Source organism: Streptomyces sp. NPDC111802 (genome assembly GCF_055634335.1).
Window position 1 is genome coordinate 126,249 of record NZ_JBVKCZ010000006.1, and the last position, 17,079, is coordinate 143,327.

At 70.8% G+C, this 17,079-nt stretch carries 16 protein-coding genes; 7 read left to right on the forward strand and 9 right to left on the reverse strand.

Features of this window, described 5'->3' with window-relative positions; translation table 11 throughout:
• Positions 1-128: 128 nt before the first annotated feature.
• Together ACZ7NC_RS08260 and ACZ7NC_RS08265 are read right to left on the reverse strand one after the other, a co-directional pair.
• Positions 129-1,367: a GlxA family transcriptional regulator gene (locus tag ACZ7NC_RS08260; protein ID WP_471486028.1), complete on the reverse strand. Its 1,239-nt coding sequence runs from the start codon at positions 1,365-1,367 to the stop codon at positions 129-131.
• Positions 1,368-1,744: 377 nt separating this feature from the next.
• Complete coding sequence (locus ACZ7NC_RS08265) at positions 1,745-2,062, reverse strand: hypothetical protein (RefSeq protein ID WP_471486030.1); 318 nt, start codon at positions 2,060-2,062, stop codon at positions 1,745-1,747.
• A gap of 335 nt (positions 2,063-2,397) precedes the next feature.
• Between ACZ7NC_RS08265 and ACZ7NC_RS08270 the strand changes: the two genes are divergently transcribed.
• Complete coding sequence (locus ACZ7NC_RS08270) at positions 2,398-2,925, forward strand: universal stress protein (RefSeq protein WP_030944387.1); 528 nt, start codon at positions 2,398-2,400, stop codon at positions 2,923-2,925.
• A 150-nt stretch (positions 2,926-3,075) separates the two neighbouring features.
• Positions 3,076-3,642 carry a GPR1/FUN34/YaaH family transporter gene (locus tag ACZ7NC_RS08275; protein ID WP_471486032.1) on the forward strand — a complete coding sequence of 189 codons (567 nt, stop codon included), beginning with the start codon at positions 3,076-3,078 and terminating at the stop codon, positions 3,640-3,642.
• A 184-nt stretch (positions 3,643-3,826) separates the two neighbouring features.
• Here ACZ7NC_RS08275 and ACZ7NC_RS08280 read toward each other — a convergent pair whose 3' ends face one another.
• On the reverse strand, positions 3,827-4,861 hold the full coding sequence (locus ACZ7NC_RS08280) for a sulfotransferase (protein WP_471486275.1): 1,035 nt from the start codon (positions 4,859-4,861) through the stop codon (positions 3,827-3,829).
• A gap of 115 nt (positions 4,862-4,976) precedes the next feature.
• Positions 4,977-6,032, reverse strand: coding sequence for a LacI family DNA-binding transcriptional regulator (locus ACZ7NC_RS08285; RefSeq protein WP_471486034.1), 1,056 nt, complete (start codon positions 6,030-6,032; stop codon positions 4,977-4,979).
• Positions 6,033-6,407: 375 nt separating this feature from the next.
• Here ACZ7NC_RS08285 and ACZ7NC_RS08290 point away from each other — a divergent pair, with 375 nt between their 5' ends.
• From ACZ7NC_RS08290 to ACZ7NC_RS08305, 4 genes are all read left to right on the forward strand, one after another.
• The gene (locus ACZ7NC_RS08290) at positions 6,408-7,733 is read left to right on the forward strand and encodes an ABC transporter substrate-binding protein (RefSeq protein WP_471486036.1); all 1,326 of its coding nucleotides are present in this window, start codon (positions 6,408-6,410) and stop codon (positions 7,731-7,733) included.
• Complete coding sequence (locus ACZ7NC_RS08295; RefSeq protein WP_471486038.1) at positions 7,730-8,758, forward strand: carbohydrate ABC transporter permease; 1,029 nt, start codon at positions 7,730-7,732, stop codon at positions 8,756-8,758. Before ACZ7NC_RS08290 ends, ACZ7NC_RS08295 begins: the two co-directional genes overlap by 4 nt.
• The gene (locus ACZ7NC_RS08300) at positions 8,755-9,657 is read left to right on the forward strand and encodes a carbohydrate ABC transporter permease (protein ID WP_471486039.1); all 903 of its coding nucleotides are present in this window, start codon (positions 8,755-8,757) and stop codon (positions 9,655-9,657) included. Before ACZ7NC_RS08295 ends, ACZ7NC_RS08300 begins: the two co-directional genes overlap by 4 nt.
• Before the next feature lie 142 nt (positions 9,658-9,799).
• Positions 9,800-11,218: a GH1 family beta-glucosidase gene (locus ACZ7NC_RS08305; protein ID WP_471486276.1), complete on the forward strand. Its 1,419-nt coding sequence runs from the start codon at positions 9,800-9,802 to the stop codon at positions 11,216-11,218.
• A gap of 124 nt (positions 11,219-11,342) precedes the next feature.
• Here ACZ7NC_RS08305 and ACZ7NC_RS08310 read toward each other — a convergent pair whose 3' ends face one another.
• The 3 genes from ACZ7NC_RS08310 to ACZ7NC_RS08320 form a co-directional block, all read right to left on the reverse strand.
• Positions 11,343-12,809 carry a glycoside hydrolase family 18 protein gene (locus ACZ7NC_RS08310; protein ID WP_471486041.1) on the reverse strand — a complete coding sequence of 489 codons (1,467 nt, stop codon included), beginning with the start codon at positions 12,807-12,809 and terminating at the stop codon, positions 11,343-11,345.
• A gap of 113 nt (positions 12,810-12,922) precedes the next feature.
• On the reverse strand, positions 12,923-14,326 hold the full coding sequence (locus ACZ7NC_RS08315; RefSeq protein ID WP_471486043.1) for a sensor histidine kinase: 1,404 nt from the start codon (positions 14,324-14,326) through the stop codon (positions 12,923-12,925).
• Positions 14,323-15,027, reverse strand: coding sequence for a response regulator transcription factor (locus ACZ7NC_RS08320; RefSeq protein WP_471486045.1), 705 nt, complete (start codon positions 15,025-15,027; stop codon positions 14,323-14,325). The genes ACZ7NC_RS08315 and ACZ7NC_RS08320 overlap by 4 nt, the downstream gene beginning before the upstream one ends.
• A 98-nt stretch (positions 15,028-15,125) precedes the next feature.
• Here ACZ7NC_RS08320 and ACZ7NC_RS08325 point away from each other — a divergent pair, with 98 nt between their 5' ends.
• Complete coding sequence (locus ACZ7NC_RS08325; protein WP_471486047.1) at positions 15,126-15,647, forward strand: hypothetical protein; 522 nt, start codon at positions 15,126-15,128, stop codon at positions 15,645-15,647.
• A gap of 1 nt (position 15,648) precedes the next feature.
• Here ACZ7NC_RS08325 and ACZ7NC_RS08330 read toward each other — a convergent pair whose 3' ends face one another.
• Positions 15,649-16,518, reverse strand: a complete 870-nt coding sequence (locus ACZ7NC_RS08330) for a spermidine synthase (protein ID WP_471486049.1) — start codon at positions 16,516-16,518, stop codon at positions 15,649-15,651.
• A 46-nt stretch (positions 16,519-16,564) separates the two neighbouring features.
• Complete coding sequence (locus ACZ7NC_RS08335) at positions 16,565-17,020, reverse strand: hypothetical protein (RefSeq protein ID WP_471486278.1); 456 nt, start codon at positions 17,018-17,020, stop codon at positions 16,565-16,567.
• Positions 17,021-17,079: the final 59 nt, after the last annotated feature.

Sequence of the window (17,079 nt, forward strand, 5' to 3'; positions counted from 1 at the left end):
GGCTTTTGGGATGCCCGGTGTCACAGCAGAGGCACCGGGGGCTGCCGCCCCCAGCGCCCCCGCTCCGGCCCGAACGGCCTCGCCGCAAGCGCCGGACGGGCTGAATTCGCCCGTCCGGCGTCACGAGGTCACGAACCGCTGCGCTGGCCGGGCAGGCTCGCCCGGCTGGCCGCGTACGCCTCGCGGCCGTTCTCCGACGGCATCGACAGGGGCCCGGACGTACCCACCGGCGCCGGTGTGCGGCGGGTCTGCAGCGGGACCGGCCCGGCGTCGGAGTATGCCGAGGGCGGCGGGCCCTGCGGCATGGTCGGTCCGGCCGTGGCCTCCGCGTCCGCCGGCTTGTCACCCTGCGGGCGCCGGGCACGGTACGCCGCCCGGTACGCGGCCGGCGACGAACCGAGCTGTCGGCGGAAGTGCCCGCGCAGCGCCACCGGCGAGCGGAAGCCGCAACGACCCGCGACCTCGTCCACCGAGTAGTCGGACGTCTCCAGCAGCCGCTGCGCCTGCAGCACCCGCTGGGTGATCAGCCACTGGAGCGGCGCGCTGCCCGTCAGCGAGCGGAACCGGCGGTCGAAGGTCCGTCGGCTCATGTACGCGCGTGCCGCCAGCGTCTCCACGTCGAACTGCTCGTGCAGATGCTCCAGCGCCCAGGCGACGACCTCCGCGAGGGGGTCGGCGCCGATCTCCTCCGGTAAAGATCGATCGAGGTAGCGCTCCTGACCGCCGGATCGGCGCGGCGGCACCACCAGACGGCGGGCCAGGGCCCCGGCCGCCTCGTTGCCGTGATCGGTCCGCACGATGTGGAGGCAGAGGTCGATGCCTGCCGCCGTGCCGGCGGACGTCAGCACGTCGCCGTCGTCGACGAACAGTTCGCGCGGATCCACATGCACCGACGGATAGCGCTTCGCCAGCGTCGGTGCGTACATCCAGTGTGTTGTCGCGGGACGGCCGTCCAGCAGGCCCGCCGCGGCGAGGACGAAGGCGCCGGTGCACAACCCGACGATGCGGGCGCCTTCCTCGTGTGCCCGGCGCAGCGCGTCGAGCGCGTCCTCGGGCGGCGGTGAGGTGATCGAACGCCAGGCAGGCACGACGACCGTGCCCGCCCGCGAGATCGCCTCCAGGCCATGTGGCGCGGTGAGTTCCAGGCCCCCTGTGGTCCGCAGTGGGCCTTCCTCGCCGCCGCACACCAAAAGGCGGTAGCGCGGCACGCCGGCGTCCTGGCGGTCTATCCCGAACACCGACAGCGGTATGGAACTCTCGAAGATGGGGCCGCCGCTGAACAGCAGCACCGCGACGATCTCCTTGCGGCGTCGCCCGGAAAGCTTCCGGGCCGCGGCTTCCGGCGCGGCAGTGGAGTCGTGGCTCATACTGCTAAGCCCCCCTCGGTGGTCGCGGCTCCTCGGTTGTGTCGCTCCTGCACGTTTCCCCTCGGTCCTGCACGAGTCCCCCGCCGTAGACAGTCAAGATCGAATCTACTGTGTCGCGTCGTGCCTCAGTGGCCGGTTCGTCACTCGGTACATTGTCGACTTGGCAACTTGGCGTGAAGCATTCGATCACGAAGCGTTGCACTCGCGGGCCGTGCAGGGAAGTGCGCCTTGTCGCAGTGGCCAATCCACGTAGGGTGCGCAGACCCCCTGAGGCCCTTTCCGTGCAGGTGGAACGGGGGTTGGGGGGTGCTCTGGACAGGGGATGCATGCGCGCCAGAAGTTGGCTGAAAAGCAGCGTGCCTGTGCGCGGAAACCGGTCAGCCGACCGGTGTATTTCCCCCAGTGTGACGTCCGCCTCTATGGGCGCCCGTTCCCGTCCTGTGGTGGCGGCCACGACGCCGGGGTGACGGACCATGGCGCTGTTCCTGCCGCAGCCGCGCCGCGCCGCGTTCCGATTGGCGCAGCAGCAACCGGCAGACGCCCGTCACGGCCGCGAGGCCGAGGGCCGTGCCGGTGGCGCCGGCGAGCGAGGTGCCGTACCAGAGGAGGACCACGGGGACCAGGACGCAGCTGAAGGCCGCCCAGCGGACCACATCGGTGGCGCTGTCCTCGGAGGGCGTGCGGCGTCCGGACATGGGTGCGTGCTCCTGGGCTCCCTGGGCGGTGACTCGTGGTGATCAACGCGAGTCCGAGCGGTCGGTCACTGGTACATGGCCGTCCGCGTGGGCCGTCCGCACGACAGAGGCGAGTGAATCCTGTGCAAACCGCCTGTACACCGCAGCAAGCATTGCGTTACGGGCGTCCCCTCGTGCATGCTCCCTGGAACCCGCACCGACAGTGAGCGGGGATCTGGGCTAAGGAGGCGTGCCGCCGTACCCTTGGGGTATGGGGTTGGGAAGACCATTCCCGGACACAGCTCCGCCGCACACGGATGTCCCACCCATATAAGGATCAATACGCCGAGACAGCCATGGCCGGTCACGAATTCTTCGAACCAGCGGACCGCAAGCGGCCCGTCGCCGACCCCACGGCGGCCGAGCCCCTGGCGGCGGAAGAGCCACGTCATTCCTGCGATCCCGCCTTCAAGCACGGCGTCGTCGTCGGCTTCGACGGCTCCACCTCCAGCGAGCGCGCCCTCGCGTACGCCATCGGCATGGCCCATCGCTCCGGGTCGGGCCTGATCATCGTCCACGTCGCCAACCGGCTGCCCACCACGGTGTGGGCGGGCTGCGAGCCACCGGTCTTCGTCGATGTGCCGGACCACCGCACCGAGGTGCTCGGTCTCGAACTCGCGTGTGCGGACTACCTCGCCGAGGTGCCGTGGATCCTCGTCGAGCGCGGCGGTGACATCTGCCATGAGCTCGAGGAGGTCGGGCGGGAGTACGAGGCGGACGCGATCGTCGTCGGCTCCACGCAGGGCATCGTCGGGCGGATCTTCGGATCGGTGGCGGGGCGGCTCGCCAAGCGGGCCAAGCGTCCCGTCGTTGTCATTCCGTAACTCGCCGTTGTCCCAGGTGAGATGAGCGGTTCGGGACGCCGGACTCCTTTCTGCGATGCGTGAACCTACTCATGCGTAGAGGTGTTTGTGCCCTTGTGAAGGGCATATATCGCACACCGCACAACTGCACATGCATGAAGGGAGCCCGCCGTGGACAACGACGTCTCTGCGGGAAACGGAATCACCACCGTGGTCGGCCGACTCGCCCTTGGCATCACCCTGTTGGCCTTCGGGCTGGGGTACACCGATGTGATCGACGGCGTGTCGGCTGCTGACGCCGTATCAATCGCCCAGTACGTGGGCGGCATTGCCCTCTTCGTCGCCGGGCTGATGGCCCTACGAGACCGGGACAGCGCGAACGGGACCGCGTTCGTGGCGCTCGGCGCCCTCTGGTTCACCTGGGCCGTGGCGGCCGACGACCAGGTCTCCGCCAATGCCGCGGGGCTCTTCCTGCTGCTGTTCGCCCTCGTGGCGCTGTCCCTCACTCTCGCCGGTGGCGACCAGCTCGGTCAGGGCATGTACGGGCTGTTCTTCGTCGCCCTGCTGCTGATGGCCATCGCCGGCTTCGCCGACAACGACGGACTCACCAAGGTGGGCGGCTGGTTCGCCGTCGCCGCGGGCGCGGTGGCCTGGTACGCCGCGACGGCGGCCCTGGCCCACTGGCCGACGGCACTTCCTCGACGCGCTGCCGGCCGGGGAGTGACGGCCACCGGTTAGCCGCGCAGGCCGGGGAGTTGGGCGGCTCTCCGGCGTTCGAACGGACCCCCCGTGACTGGTGGCATCACGTGGGGGTCCGTCCTTGTTGTGTGGCCTCTGCGGGTGGTGGGGCTGGTCGCGCCCGCGCGGCGGAGCCGCGGATCGGATACAGCCCCGCGCCCCTTCGGGGGTTGCTCGGCCGTCGCTAGAGGAGTTGTCGTCCCTCCAGGACGCGGGTGCCCGGCGCGCAGCTCTCCCTCAGTTCGGTGAAGTCGGCGGCCGACAACCTCGCCGCGGAGCCGCGTCGGCCGGGGTCCAGCAGTGCCGCCCCGGCGCGCAGCCACTGCGGCAGCGGGTCGACGCCGATGAACCCGGCCAGGCGGGTCAGTTCTTCGGCGGGTCGGTCGAGGAGGTCCTCGTAGGCGAGTGTGGTGCGCCGGCCGGCGGGCAGTCCGGCGAGGAACTCCGTGCCGTCGGTGACGAGTTCGGACCACAGGGCGCCGAACCGCCGCAGGGGGAGGTCACGGTCGCGCACCAGGGCGGGGTCGAAACGGTCGTCGAGCAGCGGCGCCAGGTCCGCCGGCAGTGCGCGTACGTGGTCGGGGGTCAGGTCGGCGAAGCTGTCGATGCCCGCCCGCGCCTTGATCTCGCGCAGCAGCAGGATCGTGCGGTAGCCGGGGTGACGGCTCATGGACAGGGCGCAGTCCGGTCCGCCCCTGAACATGTGCACGAACCTCGCCTCCGGGAACTCCGCCCGCAGCCGCGGCGCCCAGCCGGTCGAGTAGCCGGACCGCTCCACGACTGCCGTCCTTCCGAACCGCGCGCAGAGCAGGTCGAACAGCGCCCGGTGGTGCTCGGCGGCGGTGCGCCAGGGCCACTGGACCACCGCCTCGCCGAGTTCGTCGAGCAGCGTGTCCGGGTCGTCGGTGAGGTGCGGCAGCACCATCAGGCAGAGCGCGGGAATGCCGGTGGTCTCCGCCGTGTACCTGCCGGGGCGGCGCGTGTAGAGGAACTCCGGCAGCGGCAGCCCGCTGCGGATCATCCGTTCGAAGTGCGGTGCGGGCCGGCAGAGCGTCTGCCAGAACTCCTCACCGCTCACCTCCCCTTCGGGAAAGGACGCGTCGCCGACGGACGCCATGAACTCGTTGAGGCTCAGGACGTCCGGGTGGGCGTTGAGGATGCGCGACAGCGCGGTCGAACCGCTCCGTCCCGTGCCGACGACGAAGGTCAGGGAACGCATGGTCACCCTCCGCATTCTGTACGCCCACGTCAGTGGGGCCGCTCACCGCGTGCGGTCCGACCCTGCCCGGTCCACGGGGCCGCCTACCCCCGCGAACGCGTGGTCGCGCGACCGCTCACGACGACGCCCGCGTCACCAACTCCGTGAGCAGTACCGCCTGCGTCCGCTCCAGCCCCCGCGACACCGCCGGACGCCGGTCCGCGATCTCGGCGAGGAGGAGGTCGATCATGCGGCGCCCCATCTCCTCGATGGGCTGGCGGACGCTGGTGAGGGGCGGGTCCATATGGCGGGCGATGGCGGAGTCGTCGTAGCCGACGAGGGCGACGTCGTCGGGGATACGGCGGCCCGCCTCGCGCAGGATCTGGCGGGCGCCCGCGGCCGTCACGTCCGACCCGGCGAAGACAGCGTCCAGGTCGGGGCAGCGCTCCAGCAACGCCCGCATCGCCCGCGCGCCGCCCTCCTCCGTGAAGTCGCCCGGCTCGATCAGCCGCTCGTCGGCCTCGCGCCCGGCGTCACGCAGGGCGTCGCGGTAGCCGTCGACGCGGCGCTGGGCGCCGTAGACGTCGAGGCGGCCGGTGATGTGGGCGATCCTGCGCCGGCCGCGCGCCAGCAGGTGCTCCACCGCCGAGCGGGCGCCGCCGTAGTTGTCCGAGTCCACCGAGGTCAGGGTCTCCCCGGCGGAGCGAGGGCCGCTGATCACCGCCGGGATCTCCAGCTGGGCCAGCAGGTCGGGCAGCGGGTCGTCGGCGTGGACCGAGACCAGCAGGACTCCGTCGACCCGGTGGGCCGCCAGGTACTGGGCGAGGCGGCGGCGTTCCTTGTCGCTGCCCGCGAAGATCAGCAGGAGCTGCATCTCGGTGTCGCCGAGCTCGGCGCCGACGCCCTTCAGCATGTCCGAGAAGTACGGCTCCGCGAAGAACCGCGTCTCCGGCTCGGGCACGACCAGCGCGATGGCGTCCGTACGGTTCGCGGCGAGGGCTCGGGCGGCCGTGTTGGGGACGTAACCGAGCTCCGCGACCGCCGCCTCCACCGCCGCTCGGGTCGCGTCGCTGACCCGGGGCGAGCCGTTGATCACCCGGGAGACGGTGCCGCGGCCGACGCCCGCGCGGGCCGCCACCTCTTCGAGGGTCGGCCGACCGCCGCTCCGGCCCCGCGCTCCGTGGCTTGCCATGGGCTCCGCCTTCCCGCCGTTGTCTTGTCGCTGGCCTGGAATTTAACAGCCCCCTCTGATGCAGTGACCCCACCCGGGTGCTGCCGCACCCAGGCCCCCGCTCCGGCCCTCGGCAAGCCTCGTCCCGGACCGTCGAACCGGCTCAAGCGGGTCCAGTTAACAGCCCGATAACTGAACACATCTCTCCGCGCCCCCACCCTTGACACCCCCGCCCGGACCGACGAACCTTCAACACATCACTTGTGGGAGCGCTCCCACAGTACCTGACACATACACATCCCGCACGTTCCCCGCCCGAGCCGCAGCGAGAACAATGAACGGGCCCAACAGTGCAGTTGGCCGGGGGGTCGGCACGTCAGGCAACAGGAGGACGCAATGCGCTCGAGTACCCGTGGGTCCCGCCGGCTGATGGCCCTCGCGGCCGCGGCCGCGCTGACGACAGGGCTGCTCGCCGGCTGCGCCGAGGACTCGGACGACGGCTCTTCGAACGAGGGCGGCGGCAACGGAGGCGGTGGCAAGACCACGCTCACCATCGGCACCTTCGGTGTCTTCGGCTACAAGCAGGCCGGTCTCTACGACGAGTACATGAAGCTCAACCCCGACATCACGATCAAGGAGAACGTCACCACCCGTACCGACGTCTACTGGCCCAAGACCCTGACGCGTCTGCAGGCCGGCTCCGGTGCCGACGACATCCAGGCGATCGAGGTCGGCAACATCACCGAGGCCGTGCAGACTCAGGCCGACAAGTTCGTGGACCTCGGCGAGGACGTCGACAAGTCGCAGTGGCTGGACTGGAAGAACGCGCAGGCCACCACCAAGGACGGCAAGCTGATCGGGCTCGGCACCGACGTCGGACCGATGGCGATCTGCTACCGCAAGGACCTCTTCCAGAAGGCCGGTCTGGAGACCGACCGCACCAAGCTCGCCGAGCAGTGGAAGGGCGACTGGAGCAAGTACGTCGAGGTCGGCAAGGCGTACATGAAGAAGGCGCCCAAGGGCACCAAGTTCGTGGACTCGGCCTCCTCCGTCTACAACGCGGCCCTCGGCGGCGCGACCGAGCGCTACTACGACAAGGACGGCAACGTCGTCTGGGACAAGTCGCAGGGCGTGAAGGACTCCTGGGACGCCGCCATGGAGGTGGCCACCAGCGACATGTCGGCGAAGCTGAAGCAGTTCGACAAGCCGTGGGACCAGGGCTACGCCAACGGCACCTTCGCCACCGTGGCCTGCCCGGCCTGGATGATCGGCTACATCCAGGAGAAGTCCGGTGAGGCCGGCAAGGGCAAGTGGGACGTGGCGGCGGCGCCCACCGCGGCCAACTGGGGCGGTTCGTTCATCGGCGTACCGACGGCGAGCAAGCACCAGAAGGAGGCCGTCGCCCTGGCGAAGTGGCTGACCGCGCCCGAGCAGCAGGCGAAGGTCTTCGCCAAGCAGGCCAGCTTCCCGTCGACCCCGTCGGCGTACTCGACCCTGAAGCCGGCGACCGAGACCACGGCGTACTTCTCGAACGCGCCGATCACGCAGATCTTCGCCGACTCGGCGAAGACCATCCCGGTCCAGTACTTCGGTATCAAGGACCAGCCGATCAACACCGCGCTGACCGACATCGGCATCCTCCAGGTCGAGCAGAAGGGCAAGAGCCCCGATGAGGGCTGGGACGCCGCGTCCGAGGAGATCAAGGACGTGCTCGGCCAGTGACCAGCTCCAAGCAGGCCCTCGCGCATCCCGCGTCGAGCGCCGACGCCGCGCCCGGTGAGAAGCCGGGCGCGGCCGGCCGCGCTCACGGTCGCGGTACGCCGCCTCCGGGGAACGGTTCCTGGCGCAGCCGGCTGTACCGCTGGGACATGAAGGCGTCGCCGTACGCGTTCATCGCCCCCTTCTTCATCGTCTTCGGGGCGTTCTCACTCGTCCCGCTGCTGTACACGGCCTGGTACTCGCTGCACAACGTGCAGCTGGCCGACCTGGACGGCCAGACCTGGACCGGCCTGGACAACTACCAGAACCTGCTGTCCTCGGACTTCTTCTGGAACGCGCTGTGGAACACCTTCACCATCGGCTTGATCTCCACGGTGCCTCAGCTGCTGATGGCGATCGGCCTGGCCCATCTGCTCAACTACAAGCTGCGCGGCTCGACCGTGTGGCGGGTCGTGATGCTCACCCCGTACGCCACCTCGGTGGCGGCGGCGACGCTGGTGTTCGTGCTGCTGTACTCCTGGGACGGCGGCATGATCAACTGGCTGCTGGACTTCGTCGGGATCGACCCGGTCAACTGGCGTGAGTCCGACTGGGGTTCGCAGTTCGCGGTGTCGTCGATCGTGATCTGGCGCTGGACCGGCTACAACGCGCTGATCTACCTCGCCGCCATGCAGGCCATCCCGGCCGACCTCTATGAGTCCGCGGCCATCGACGGCGCCAACCGCTGGCAGCAGTTCATCCATGTGACGGTCCCGCAGCTGCGGCCGACAATCCTGTTCACGGTCGTCGTCTCGACCATCGGCGCGACCCAGCTCTTCGGTGAGCCCCTGCTGTTCGGCGGGGTGAGCGGTTCGAAGGGCGGCTCCGAGCACCAGTACCAGACGCTCGGTCTGTACATGTACGACCAGGGCTGGATCATCGGCAACCTCGGCAAGGCGTCCGCGATCGCCTGGTCGATGTTCCTGATCCTGCTGATCGTCGCCGTGATCCAGCTACTGGTCTCCCGACGGCTGAGGAAGTCCCAATGAGCGCAACCGAACTGACACTCCCTCAGGCCGAGCGGGACAAGAAGCCCAAGCGCGAGCGGCCCCGGGTGATGGGCGCGGGCAAGCAACTGCACGCCGGCCCGCTCACCTATGTCGTCCTGTCCGTCTTCGCCCTGGTCTCGCTGGCCCCGCTGGTGTGGACGGCGATCGCGGCCTCGCGCACCGACCAGCGGCTCGCGCAGACCCCGCCGCCGCTGTGGTTCGGCGGGAACCTGTTCAAGAACATGGAGCGGGCATGGGAGGAGGGCGGGCTCGGTACGGCGATGTTCAACACCATATTCGTCGCGGGCATGATCACCATCAGCACGGTGCTGTTCTCCACGCTCGCCGGCTTCGCCTTCGCCAAGCTCCGCTTCCGGTTCTCCGGGGTCCTGCTGCTGCTGACGATCGGCACGATGATGATCCCGCCGCAGCTGGCCGTCGTACCCCTGTATCTCTGGATGGCGGACCTCGGCTGGTCGAACCAGCTCCAGACGGTCATCCTGCCGACGCTGTGCACGGCCTTCGGTACGTTCTTCATGCGGCAGTACCTGGTGCAGGCGCTGCCGACCGAGCTGATCGAGGCGGCGCGGGTGGACGGCGCGAGCAGTCTGCGGGTCGTCTGGCACGTGGTCTTCCCGGCCGCACGGCCGGCGATGGCCGTCCTCGGCCTGCTGACCTTCGTGTTCGCCTGGAACGACTTCCTGTGGCCGATCATCGCCCTGAACCAGGAGAACCCGACCGTGCAGGTCGCCCTCAACTCCCTCGGCACCGGCTACGTCCCCGACCAGGCGGTCATCATGGCCGGCGCCCTGCTCGGCACACTGCCGCTGCTGATCGCCTTCCTGCTGTTCGGCAAGCAGATCGTGGGCGGCATCATGCAGGGCGCGATCAAGGGCTGACGCGCACTCGCTCCGCTTCAGCCGTACGACTCCCGGGGGCCGGGTCACCGCCGCCTCGGCCCCCGCACCACCTTCCCCCCTGCCCCTCCTCCACCTGTCGGTCTCCACGACCTCCAATGGGAGCGCTTCCATGCCTGAACCCATGTCCTCCGTGTCCTTTCCCCCCGCCTTCCTCTGGGGCGCCGCGACCTCCGCGTACCAGATCGAGGGGGCGGTGCGGGAGGGTGGCCGCACGCCCTCCATCTGGGACACCTTCAGCCATACGCCGGGCAGGACGGCCGGCGGCGAGCACGGTGACATCGCTGTCGACCACTACCACCGCTACCGCGACGACGTGGCGCTGATGGCCGACCTCGGCCTGAACGCCTACCGCTTCTCCATCTCCTGGTCGCGCGTCCAGCCGACCGGCCGGGGCCCGGCGGTGCAGGTGGGCCTGGACTTCTACCGTCGCCTGGTCGACGAGCTGCTGGCGAAGGGCATCAAGCCCGCCGTCACGCTCTACCACTGGGACCTGCCGCAGGAACTGGAGGACGCGGGCGGCTGGCCGGAGCGGGACACGGCGTACCGGTTCGCCGAGTACGCGCAGATCGTCGGCGAGGCGCTCGGCGACCGCGTGGAGCAGTGGATCACGCTCAACGAGCCGTGGTGCAGCGCCTTCCTGGGCTACGGCTCGGGAGTGCACGCGCCGGGCCGCACGGAACCGGTGGCCACGCTGCGGGCGGCCCACCATCTGAATCTGGCCCATGGCCTGGGCACCTCGGCCCTGCGCTCGGTGATGCCGGCCCGCAACTCGGTGGCGCTCAGCCTCAACTCCTCCGTGGTACGGCCGCTTTCGCAGGACCCCGCGGACCTGGCGGCGGCACAGAAGATCGAGGACCTGGCCAACGGCGTCTTCCACGGCCCGATCCTGCACGGCGCCTACCCGGAGACGCTGTACGGGGCGACGGAGCTGGTGACGGACTGGTCGTACGTCCTGGACGGCGACCTGGCCGCGATCAACCAGCCGCTGGACGCGCTGGGCCTGAACTACTACACCCCGGCGCTGGTCTCGGCGGCGGAGTCCGACGTGAGCGGGCCCCGCGCCGACGGCCACGGGGCCAGCGAGCACTCGCCGTGGCCCGGCGCGGACGACGTGCTGTTCCACCAGACCCCGGGCGAGCGCACCGAGATGGGCTGGACGATCGACCCGACCGGCCTGCACGAACTGATCATGCGCTACTCGCGCGAGGCCCCGGGCCTGCCGCTGTACGTGACCGAGAACGGCGCCGCCTACGACGACAAGCCGGACCCGGACGGCCGCGTCCACGACCCCGAGCGCATCGCCTATCTGCACGGCCATCTGTCGGCGGTACGGCAGGCCATCGCGGACGGCGCGGATGTGCGCGGGTACTACCTGTGGTCCCTGCTGGACAACTTCGAGTGGGCGTACGGCTACGAGAAGCGGTTCGGGACGGTGTACGTCGACTACTCGACCCTCGCCCGGACGCCGAAGTCGAGTGCGTACTGGTACGGGAAGGCGGCTCGGACGGGGACGCTGCCGGAGGTGGAGACGGGGGTCTAGGGGGCCGGTTCCGGGGGCCGGGGCGCGGCAGGCTGGAGGGGACGTGCCGCGCCCCGGCCGGATGGGGGGAAGACCGGCCGGGGCGCTCGTCCCCCGTGCTTGGTTGTCAGTTGGCTGACCGGTATTACTTGCCGTAGGCCGCGAACGCCTTCGAGAAGGCGAACTTGTCCTGCGTGATCGAGCTGCATGTCGCGTCCGCCGCCGGCTTCTCGCCGCCCGCGCACTGCTTGTCGCGGGTCGCCGACCACATCGACAGCCCGCCAAGGCCCTTGGACTTGGCGAAGTTCACCAGCTGGGTGGCGTCGTCGACCTTGAAGATCTCGGTGGTGACGTCGTTGACGCCGATCATCGGGGTGACGGCGACCGTCTTCCAGGCGGCGCTGTCGGAGAGGCCGAGCACGCTCTTGATCTGGGCCTGGGTGGCGGTGGCCGCCTGTTCGGCGTAGGTGCCCATGTCGCCGCTGTACGCGGGGCCGTAGTCCATCGCCATGATGTTGACGGTGTCGATCTGTACGCCGTTCTGCTTGGCGTTGGAGAGGAGGTCGACGCCCGGCTGGGTCAGGCCCTCCGGCATGACCGGGAGGGTGAAGGAGACGTCCAGGTTCGGGTGCTGCCGCTGGAGCTTGGCTATCGCCTGGGCGCGGCGGGTGTTGGCCGCGGTGTCCGGGAGCGCGCCGCCCTCCACATCGAAGTCGACCTTGGTCAGCTTGTACGCGTCGACGACCTTGCCGTACGCCGTCGCGAGCGCGTCCACCGAGGAGCAGGTCGTGGCCAGCTCGCTGCCGGCCGCGCCGCCGAAGGAGACACGGACGTCGCCGCCCTTGGCCCGCAGGTCACCGATCTGCGCGGCCACCGCGTCGCCGCCGAGGTCCGTCACACCGCCCCACTTCGGGGTGCAGCCGCCGCCGTCGGTGATGAAGGCGAGGTTGTAGTTCTTCACGCCGGTCGCCTCGGCGCTCGCCGCTATGTCGAAGGCCGGGTAGAGGGAGGTGTCGATGTACGGGGCGAAACCGGCGGAGGCCGGCGTTCCGGTGCCGGAGCTCTCCGATGGCTTGGCGGTGGGGGTCGCGGTGGGCTCGGAGGTCGTAGTGGGCGTCGCCGTGGGAGTCGGGGTCGGCTTCGGTGACTGGGTCGGGCGACCGCTCGGCTCCGGGGTCGCCGTGTCGTCCGTGGCGCACCTCGCGTCGCCGATCAGACAACCCGTGGGCCCTGCCGTGCCATTGACCACGAAGCCGACCGTCACGGATTCGCCGGCCGCCAGACCGTCGGTGTCCCACTTCGGTGGGGTCACGGTGATGTGCTGCCCGCTCACGCTCGACTCGGCGTTCCACAGGGAGCTCAGCTTCGAGCCCGACGGCAGGTCGAACTCCAGCCTCCAGTCCTTCTTCGTCTGAGCGCTGTTGTTCGTGACGACGTACTGCGCGGTGTAACCCGTCGACCAGTCGCTGGTCTTCGTGTACGCCGCCCCGATCCCGGCCGCCTGGGCGGTGCCGGTGAACAGGATCGCGCCACCGCCGGCCACGGCCGCGGCGACCAGGCCGCCTATCGCCTTGTTTCTGCCGCTGACCTTGCGCCGGTGGGTGCTGCTCATCACGTGTCTGCCTCACTGTCACGGGTTCACGGGGTGGGTGCGGCAGCACGCTAGCGAGTCGGAATCGGGCAAAGCGCCTGATCCGGACGGGGGTTGGCGACCTTAGGGCGCTCTTAAGGAAGGGATCGGGGACGGTTAAAGGTCGAGACCAATTTGCCGGGTCGGCGGCGTCGTACCGACCCCCGATGTCCCCTGCGCACCGGCTCCCTCCCGTCCAGCTGGATCCAGATCCGCACCTCGGTCCCGCCCAGCACCGACGACCCGATCCGCACGTCCCCGCCCGTCGACTCCGCGAGCCGTCGCACGATGTCCAGCCCCAGCCCGGTCGACCCGGCGCTGCCCGAGCCCCGCCCGCGCGCCATCGCCGCCTCGGGGTCGGATATGCCGGGCCCCGCGTCCGATACCAGCACGATCACCGCGTCCTCGCCGTTGTGCACGTCGACCGCGAACGCCGTGCCCTCGGCGGTGTGCCGGAAGACGTTGCCGAGCAGGGCGTCCAGCGCGGCCGCCAGATCGGCGCGGGCCACGGGGATGCGCACCGGCCGGTCCACCCCGGCCACCCGCACCTTGCGGCCCTCGTCCTCCGCCAGCGCCGACCAGAACGCCATGCGCTCGCGCACCACCTCGGCCGCGTCGCACCCGGCGCCCGGCCCTGCCGCCACCGTCTGCGGCTTGGCCTCCCGGGCGGTACGGATGATGGTGTCGACCTCGCGCTCCAGCTGGGCCACGGCGGCCCGGGTCTGGTCGGCGGCCGGGCCGTCCCCGAGCGAGGCCGCGTTCAGCCGCAGCACGGTCAGCGGAGTGCGCAGGCGATGGGACAGGTCGGCCGCCAACTCGCGCTCGTTCGCCAGGAGTTGCACGACCTGGTCCGCCATCGAGTTGAACGCCACCGCCGCCAGCCGCAGTTCGTTCGGCCCCTCCTCGGGCACCCGGGCGCCCAGCTTGCCCTCCCCCAGCTCGTGCGCGCCCTCGACCAGGCGCTGCGCGGGCCGCACCATCCGCACGCCCAGCCGGTCCGCCACCGCGACCGAGCCGACGATCAGCGCGAGACCGACCCCGGCCAGCACCGTCCAGGCCGTGGTGAGGCCGTTGGTGACCTCCGCCTCGGGGACGTACACCTCGACGACGGCGATCTCGCCCGAGCTCAGCGCGACCGGCTGGAGCAGCGTGGATCCGCCGGGGACCTCGGTGGTCGAGGCGCGCCCCAGCCTCCGTACGGTCGCGATGTCGTCGGCGGCGGCACGCTGCCGGCCGAGGTCGACCGCGGTCGCGTCGCCGGACGCCGGTATGTGCACGGCCATGCCCGCGTCCGACCCGGCGGAGGCGACGACCCGCTCCAGCTGGTCCCGGTCGGTGGTGATGGACAGCGCCGGGGCCACGGCGGCGGCCTCCCGCTCGGCGTTGGAGAACGCGCGGTCGCGGGCCATCTCACGGATGACCAGCCCGAGCGGCACGGCGAAGGCGACCACGACCATGGTGGTGACCGCCAGACAGACCTTGACCAGTGCCCATCTCATCGCGGCGGCTCCCCACCGGGTGGTTCCAGCTTCACGCCGACGCCTCGCAGGGTGTGGAGATAGCGCGGTCGCGCGGCGGTCTCCCCCAGCTTGCGCCTGAGCCACGACAGATGGACGTCGATCGTCTGGTCGTCGCCGTACGACTGCTGCCACACCTCGGCGAGCAGTTCCTTGCGGGTAACGACCACTCCGGGCCGGGCGGCCAGGAAGGCGAGCAGGTCGAACTCGCGGCGGGTGAGGTCGAGTCGGGCGCCGTCCAGCTCGGCCTGGCGGCGCAGCGGGTCGACGGTGAGGCCGCCGACGCGCACCACGGTCTCCGGCGGCACATCGCCGGCGGCGGCACGGGAGCGCCGTAGCACGGCCGCCATGCGGGCCGAGAGGTGCTCGACCGAGAAGGGCTTGGTGAGGTAGTCGTCCGCCCCGGCGTTCAGCAGCCGGACGATCTCCGTCTCGTCGTCCCGCGCGGTGGCGATGATCACCGGGACGTCGGTGATCCCACGCAGCATCTTCAGGGCCTCGGACCCGTCCAGATCGGGCAGTCCGAGGTCCAGTACGACCACGTCGAAACGGATATGGGCGACCTCGCGCAGCGCCTCCAGCGCCGTCCCGACACTGCGCACGGTGTGCGCCGCGTCGGTCAGGTGCCGGATGAGCGCCGAGCGAACGAACGGGTCGTCCTCGACCACGAGCACACTTGCCATGCGCCGCACCGTACGCCATGCGAGGGACGCTCATCCGGGCCTGTGGATAACTCAGTCCGGGTGCGACCTGTGAGGTGCGTGGGGCAGTATGGCCCGCGATGCGCAGAGGACTCGTACACGTACTGGCTTGGTCGCTCGCCACGGGCGCGGCGGTCACGCTGTCGTGGTGGGGGGTCCACACGGTGATGGCGGGCACGGTCTACGACCGCCCGCGCGCCCTGCCCATCACGGCGGCCGACGCGACCACACAGAAGTCGAGGCCGCTGGCGTCGTCGACCCAGTCGCCGAGGCGGCCGGCCCCGTCGAAGAGCCCCTCCCCGAAGCCCACCGGAAAGCCCCGCACACCGGCCCCGTCGAAGCCGCCGACGAACCACCCGAGCCCCTCCCCCACCACGTCCGGCCAGGTCAAGAGCTACGACACCGACGGCGGCCGGGTGGTCTTCGACATCGGCGACGCCGCCGCGACCCTCGTCTCGGCCACCCCGGGCGCCGGCTGGTCGATGCAGGTGTGGAAGACGGAGACGTGGATCCGGGTGGAGTTCGGCGCGGGCGCGGACCGGGTGTCGGTGTTCTGCACGTGGCACGACGGGCCGCCGCGGGTGGAGATCGGGAACTACTGAGTCACCGGAACAGGGACGGGGGCGGGGCCGGGGAGGCCACCGCCGCGAGGTCGGTCACGGGGACGGCCCCACCGGTGAAGTCGGTGAGCGCCTTGCCGTGCTCGACCCGGGCGGGGTGCGGGTCGGAGGCGGCGCTACGGGTCAGTTCGGCGACCGGGAGCGGCCGGTCGGAGGCGACGAGGACGGCGTTGCCGAAGCGCTTGCCGCGCAGCACGGCCGGGTCGGCGACCAGGGCGAGTTCCGCGAACCGGTCGGCGGCGGTGGCGATCTGACCGCGCAGATGCGCGAGCGGCGGCCCGTCGGCGAGATTGGCGGCGTACACACCGCCCGGCCCAAGGACCCTGCGTACGTCGTCGAGGAACTCCGTGGACGTCAGATGGGCGGGGGTACGGGTCCCGCTGAAGACATCGGCGATGACGAGGTCGGCCCACCCCTCGGGCACCTTGGCGAGCCCGTCCCGGGCGTCGGTCGACCGCACCCGGATGCGGGCGCCCGGATCCAACGGCAGCTCCCGCCGGACCAGTTGGACGAGGGCGGCATCCCGCTCGACGACCTGCTGGGTGGAACGGGGCCGGGTGGCGGCGACGTAGCGGGCGAGGGTGAGGGCGCCGCCGCCGAGGTGGACGGCCTGTACGGGTCTGCCGGGCGGGGCGACGAGGTCGATGACATGTCCGAGGCGCCGCTGGTACTCGAAGGAGAGGTACGCGGGGTCGTCCAGGTCGACGTGCGACTGCGGAGCGCCGTCGATGAGGAGCGTCCAGGCGCGGGCGCGATCCCGGTCGGGTATCAGCTCGGCGAGCCCGCCGTCGACGCGTTCGACGACGGCTTCGGCCGCTGCCGGCCGGCGTCGGGCGTTCCTGGACTTTCCCATTGCGTCATTGTCGCAAGCGGGAGGCCGTGCCGCCCGGGCAGCCGCGTCAGCGGCAGTTGTCGGCCGCCTCGATCAGCCGGGCCGCCTCCCCCAGCGCCGCCCGCAGCATCGCGGGATCGGTCGCCGGGTCCGCCTCGCCGGGCGGCAGAAGCCAGTCCGAGCCCTCGACCGGGGGGTCGGGGTGCAGGTCCAGGCTCAGGCCCCGGCCGTCGGTCTCCGTGCAGGTGCTGCCCGGCACGTCCCAGGCGGCGGCCGTGCCCGGCGGGACCACGAAGCCCAGGGTGTCGCAACCGTCGTCGTGCAGTACGGGTCCGACCGCCTCGCCGGGGCCCCGGCGCAGGATGTCGACGGCCTCCAGGCCCTGCCGCGCGGGGACGGTGACCACGTCGCATCCCGTCTCCGGGTCGCAGCCCGAGCCCGGCGGCGCGCTGTACTCCGCGGTCGGCGCGTGCCCCACCGTCGTCGACGCTGTACGGGGAACGATGCTCTGGCTGGTCTCCATCACGACTTCCACCACGGAACTCCTTTGCAGTCCGAAGAGTTCAACGCGGCCCGACGTCA

Coding starts and splice junctions, on each gene's coding strand:
- ACZ7NC_RS08260 (WP_471486028.1), bottom strand. CDS start 1,367: ATGAGCCACGACTCCACTGCCGCGCCGGAAGCCGCGGCCCGGAAGCTT.
- ACZ7NC_RS08265 (WP_471486030.1), bottom strand. CDS start 2,062: ATGTCCGGACGCCGCACGCCCTCCGAGGACAGCGCCACCGATGTGGTC.
- ACZ7NC_RS08270 (WP_030944387.1), top strand. CDS start 2,398: ATGGCCGGTCACGAATTCTTCGAACCAGCGGACCGCAAGCGGCCCGTC.
- ACZ7NC_RS08280 (WP_471486275.1), bottom strand. CDS start 4,861: ATGCGTTCCCTGACCTTCGTCGTCGGCACGGGACGGAGCGGTTCGACC.
- ACZ7NC_RS08285 (WP_471486034.1), bottom strand. CDS start 6,032: ATGGCAAGCCACGGAGCGCGGGGCCGGAGCGGCGGTCGGCCGACCCTC.
- ACZ7NC_RS08290 (WP_471486036.1), top strand. CDS start 6,408: ATGCGCTCGAGTACCCGTGGGTCCCGCCGGCTGATGGCCCTCGCGGCC.
- ACZ7NC_RS08300 (WP_471486039.1), top strand. CDS start 8,755: ATGAGCGCAACCGAACTGACACTCCCTCAGGCCGAGCGGGACAAGAAG.
- ACZ7NC_RS08305 (WP_471486276.1), top strand. CDS start 9,800: ATGTCCTCCGTGTCCTTTCCCCCCGCCTTCCTCTGGGGCGCCGCGACC.
- ACZ7NC_RS08310 (WP_471486041.1), bottom strand. CDS start 12,809: ATGAGCAGCACCCACCGGCGCAAGGTCAGCGGCAGAAACAAGGCGATA.
- ACZ7NC_RS08315 (WP_471486043.1), bottom strand. CDS start 14,326: ATGAGATGGGCACTGGTCAAGGTCTGTCTGGCGGTCACCACCATGGTC.
- ACZ7NC_RS08320 (WP_471486045.1), bottom strand. CDS start 15,027: ATGGCAAGTGTGCTCGTGGTCGAGGACGACCCGTTCGTTCGCTCGGCG.
- ACZ7NC_RS08325 (WP_471486047.1), top strand. CDS start 15,126: ATGCGCAGAGGACTCGTACACGTACTGGCTTGGTCGCTCGCCACGGGC.
- ACZ7NC_RS08330 (WP_471486049.1), bottom strand. CDS start 16,518: ATGGGAAAGTCCAGGAACGCCCGACGCCGGCCGGCAGCGGCCGAAGCC.
- ACZ7NC_RS08335 (WP_471486278.1), bottom strand. CDS start 17,020: ATGGAGACCAGCCAGAGCATCGTTCCCCGTACAGCGTCGACGACGGTG.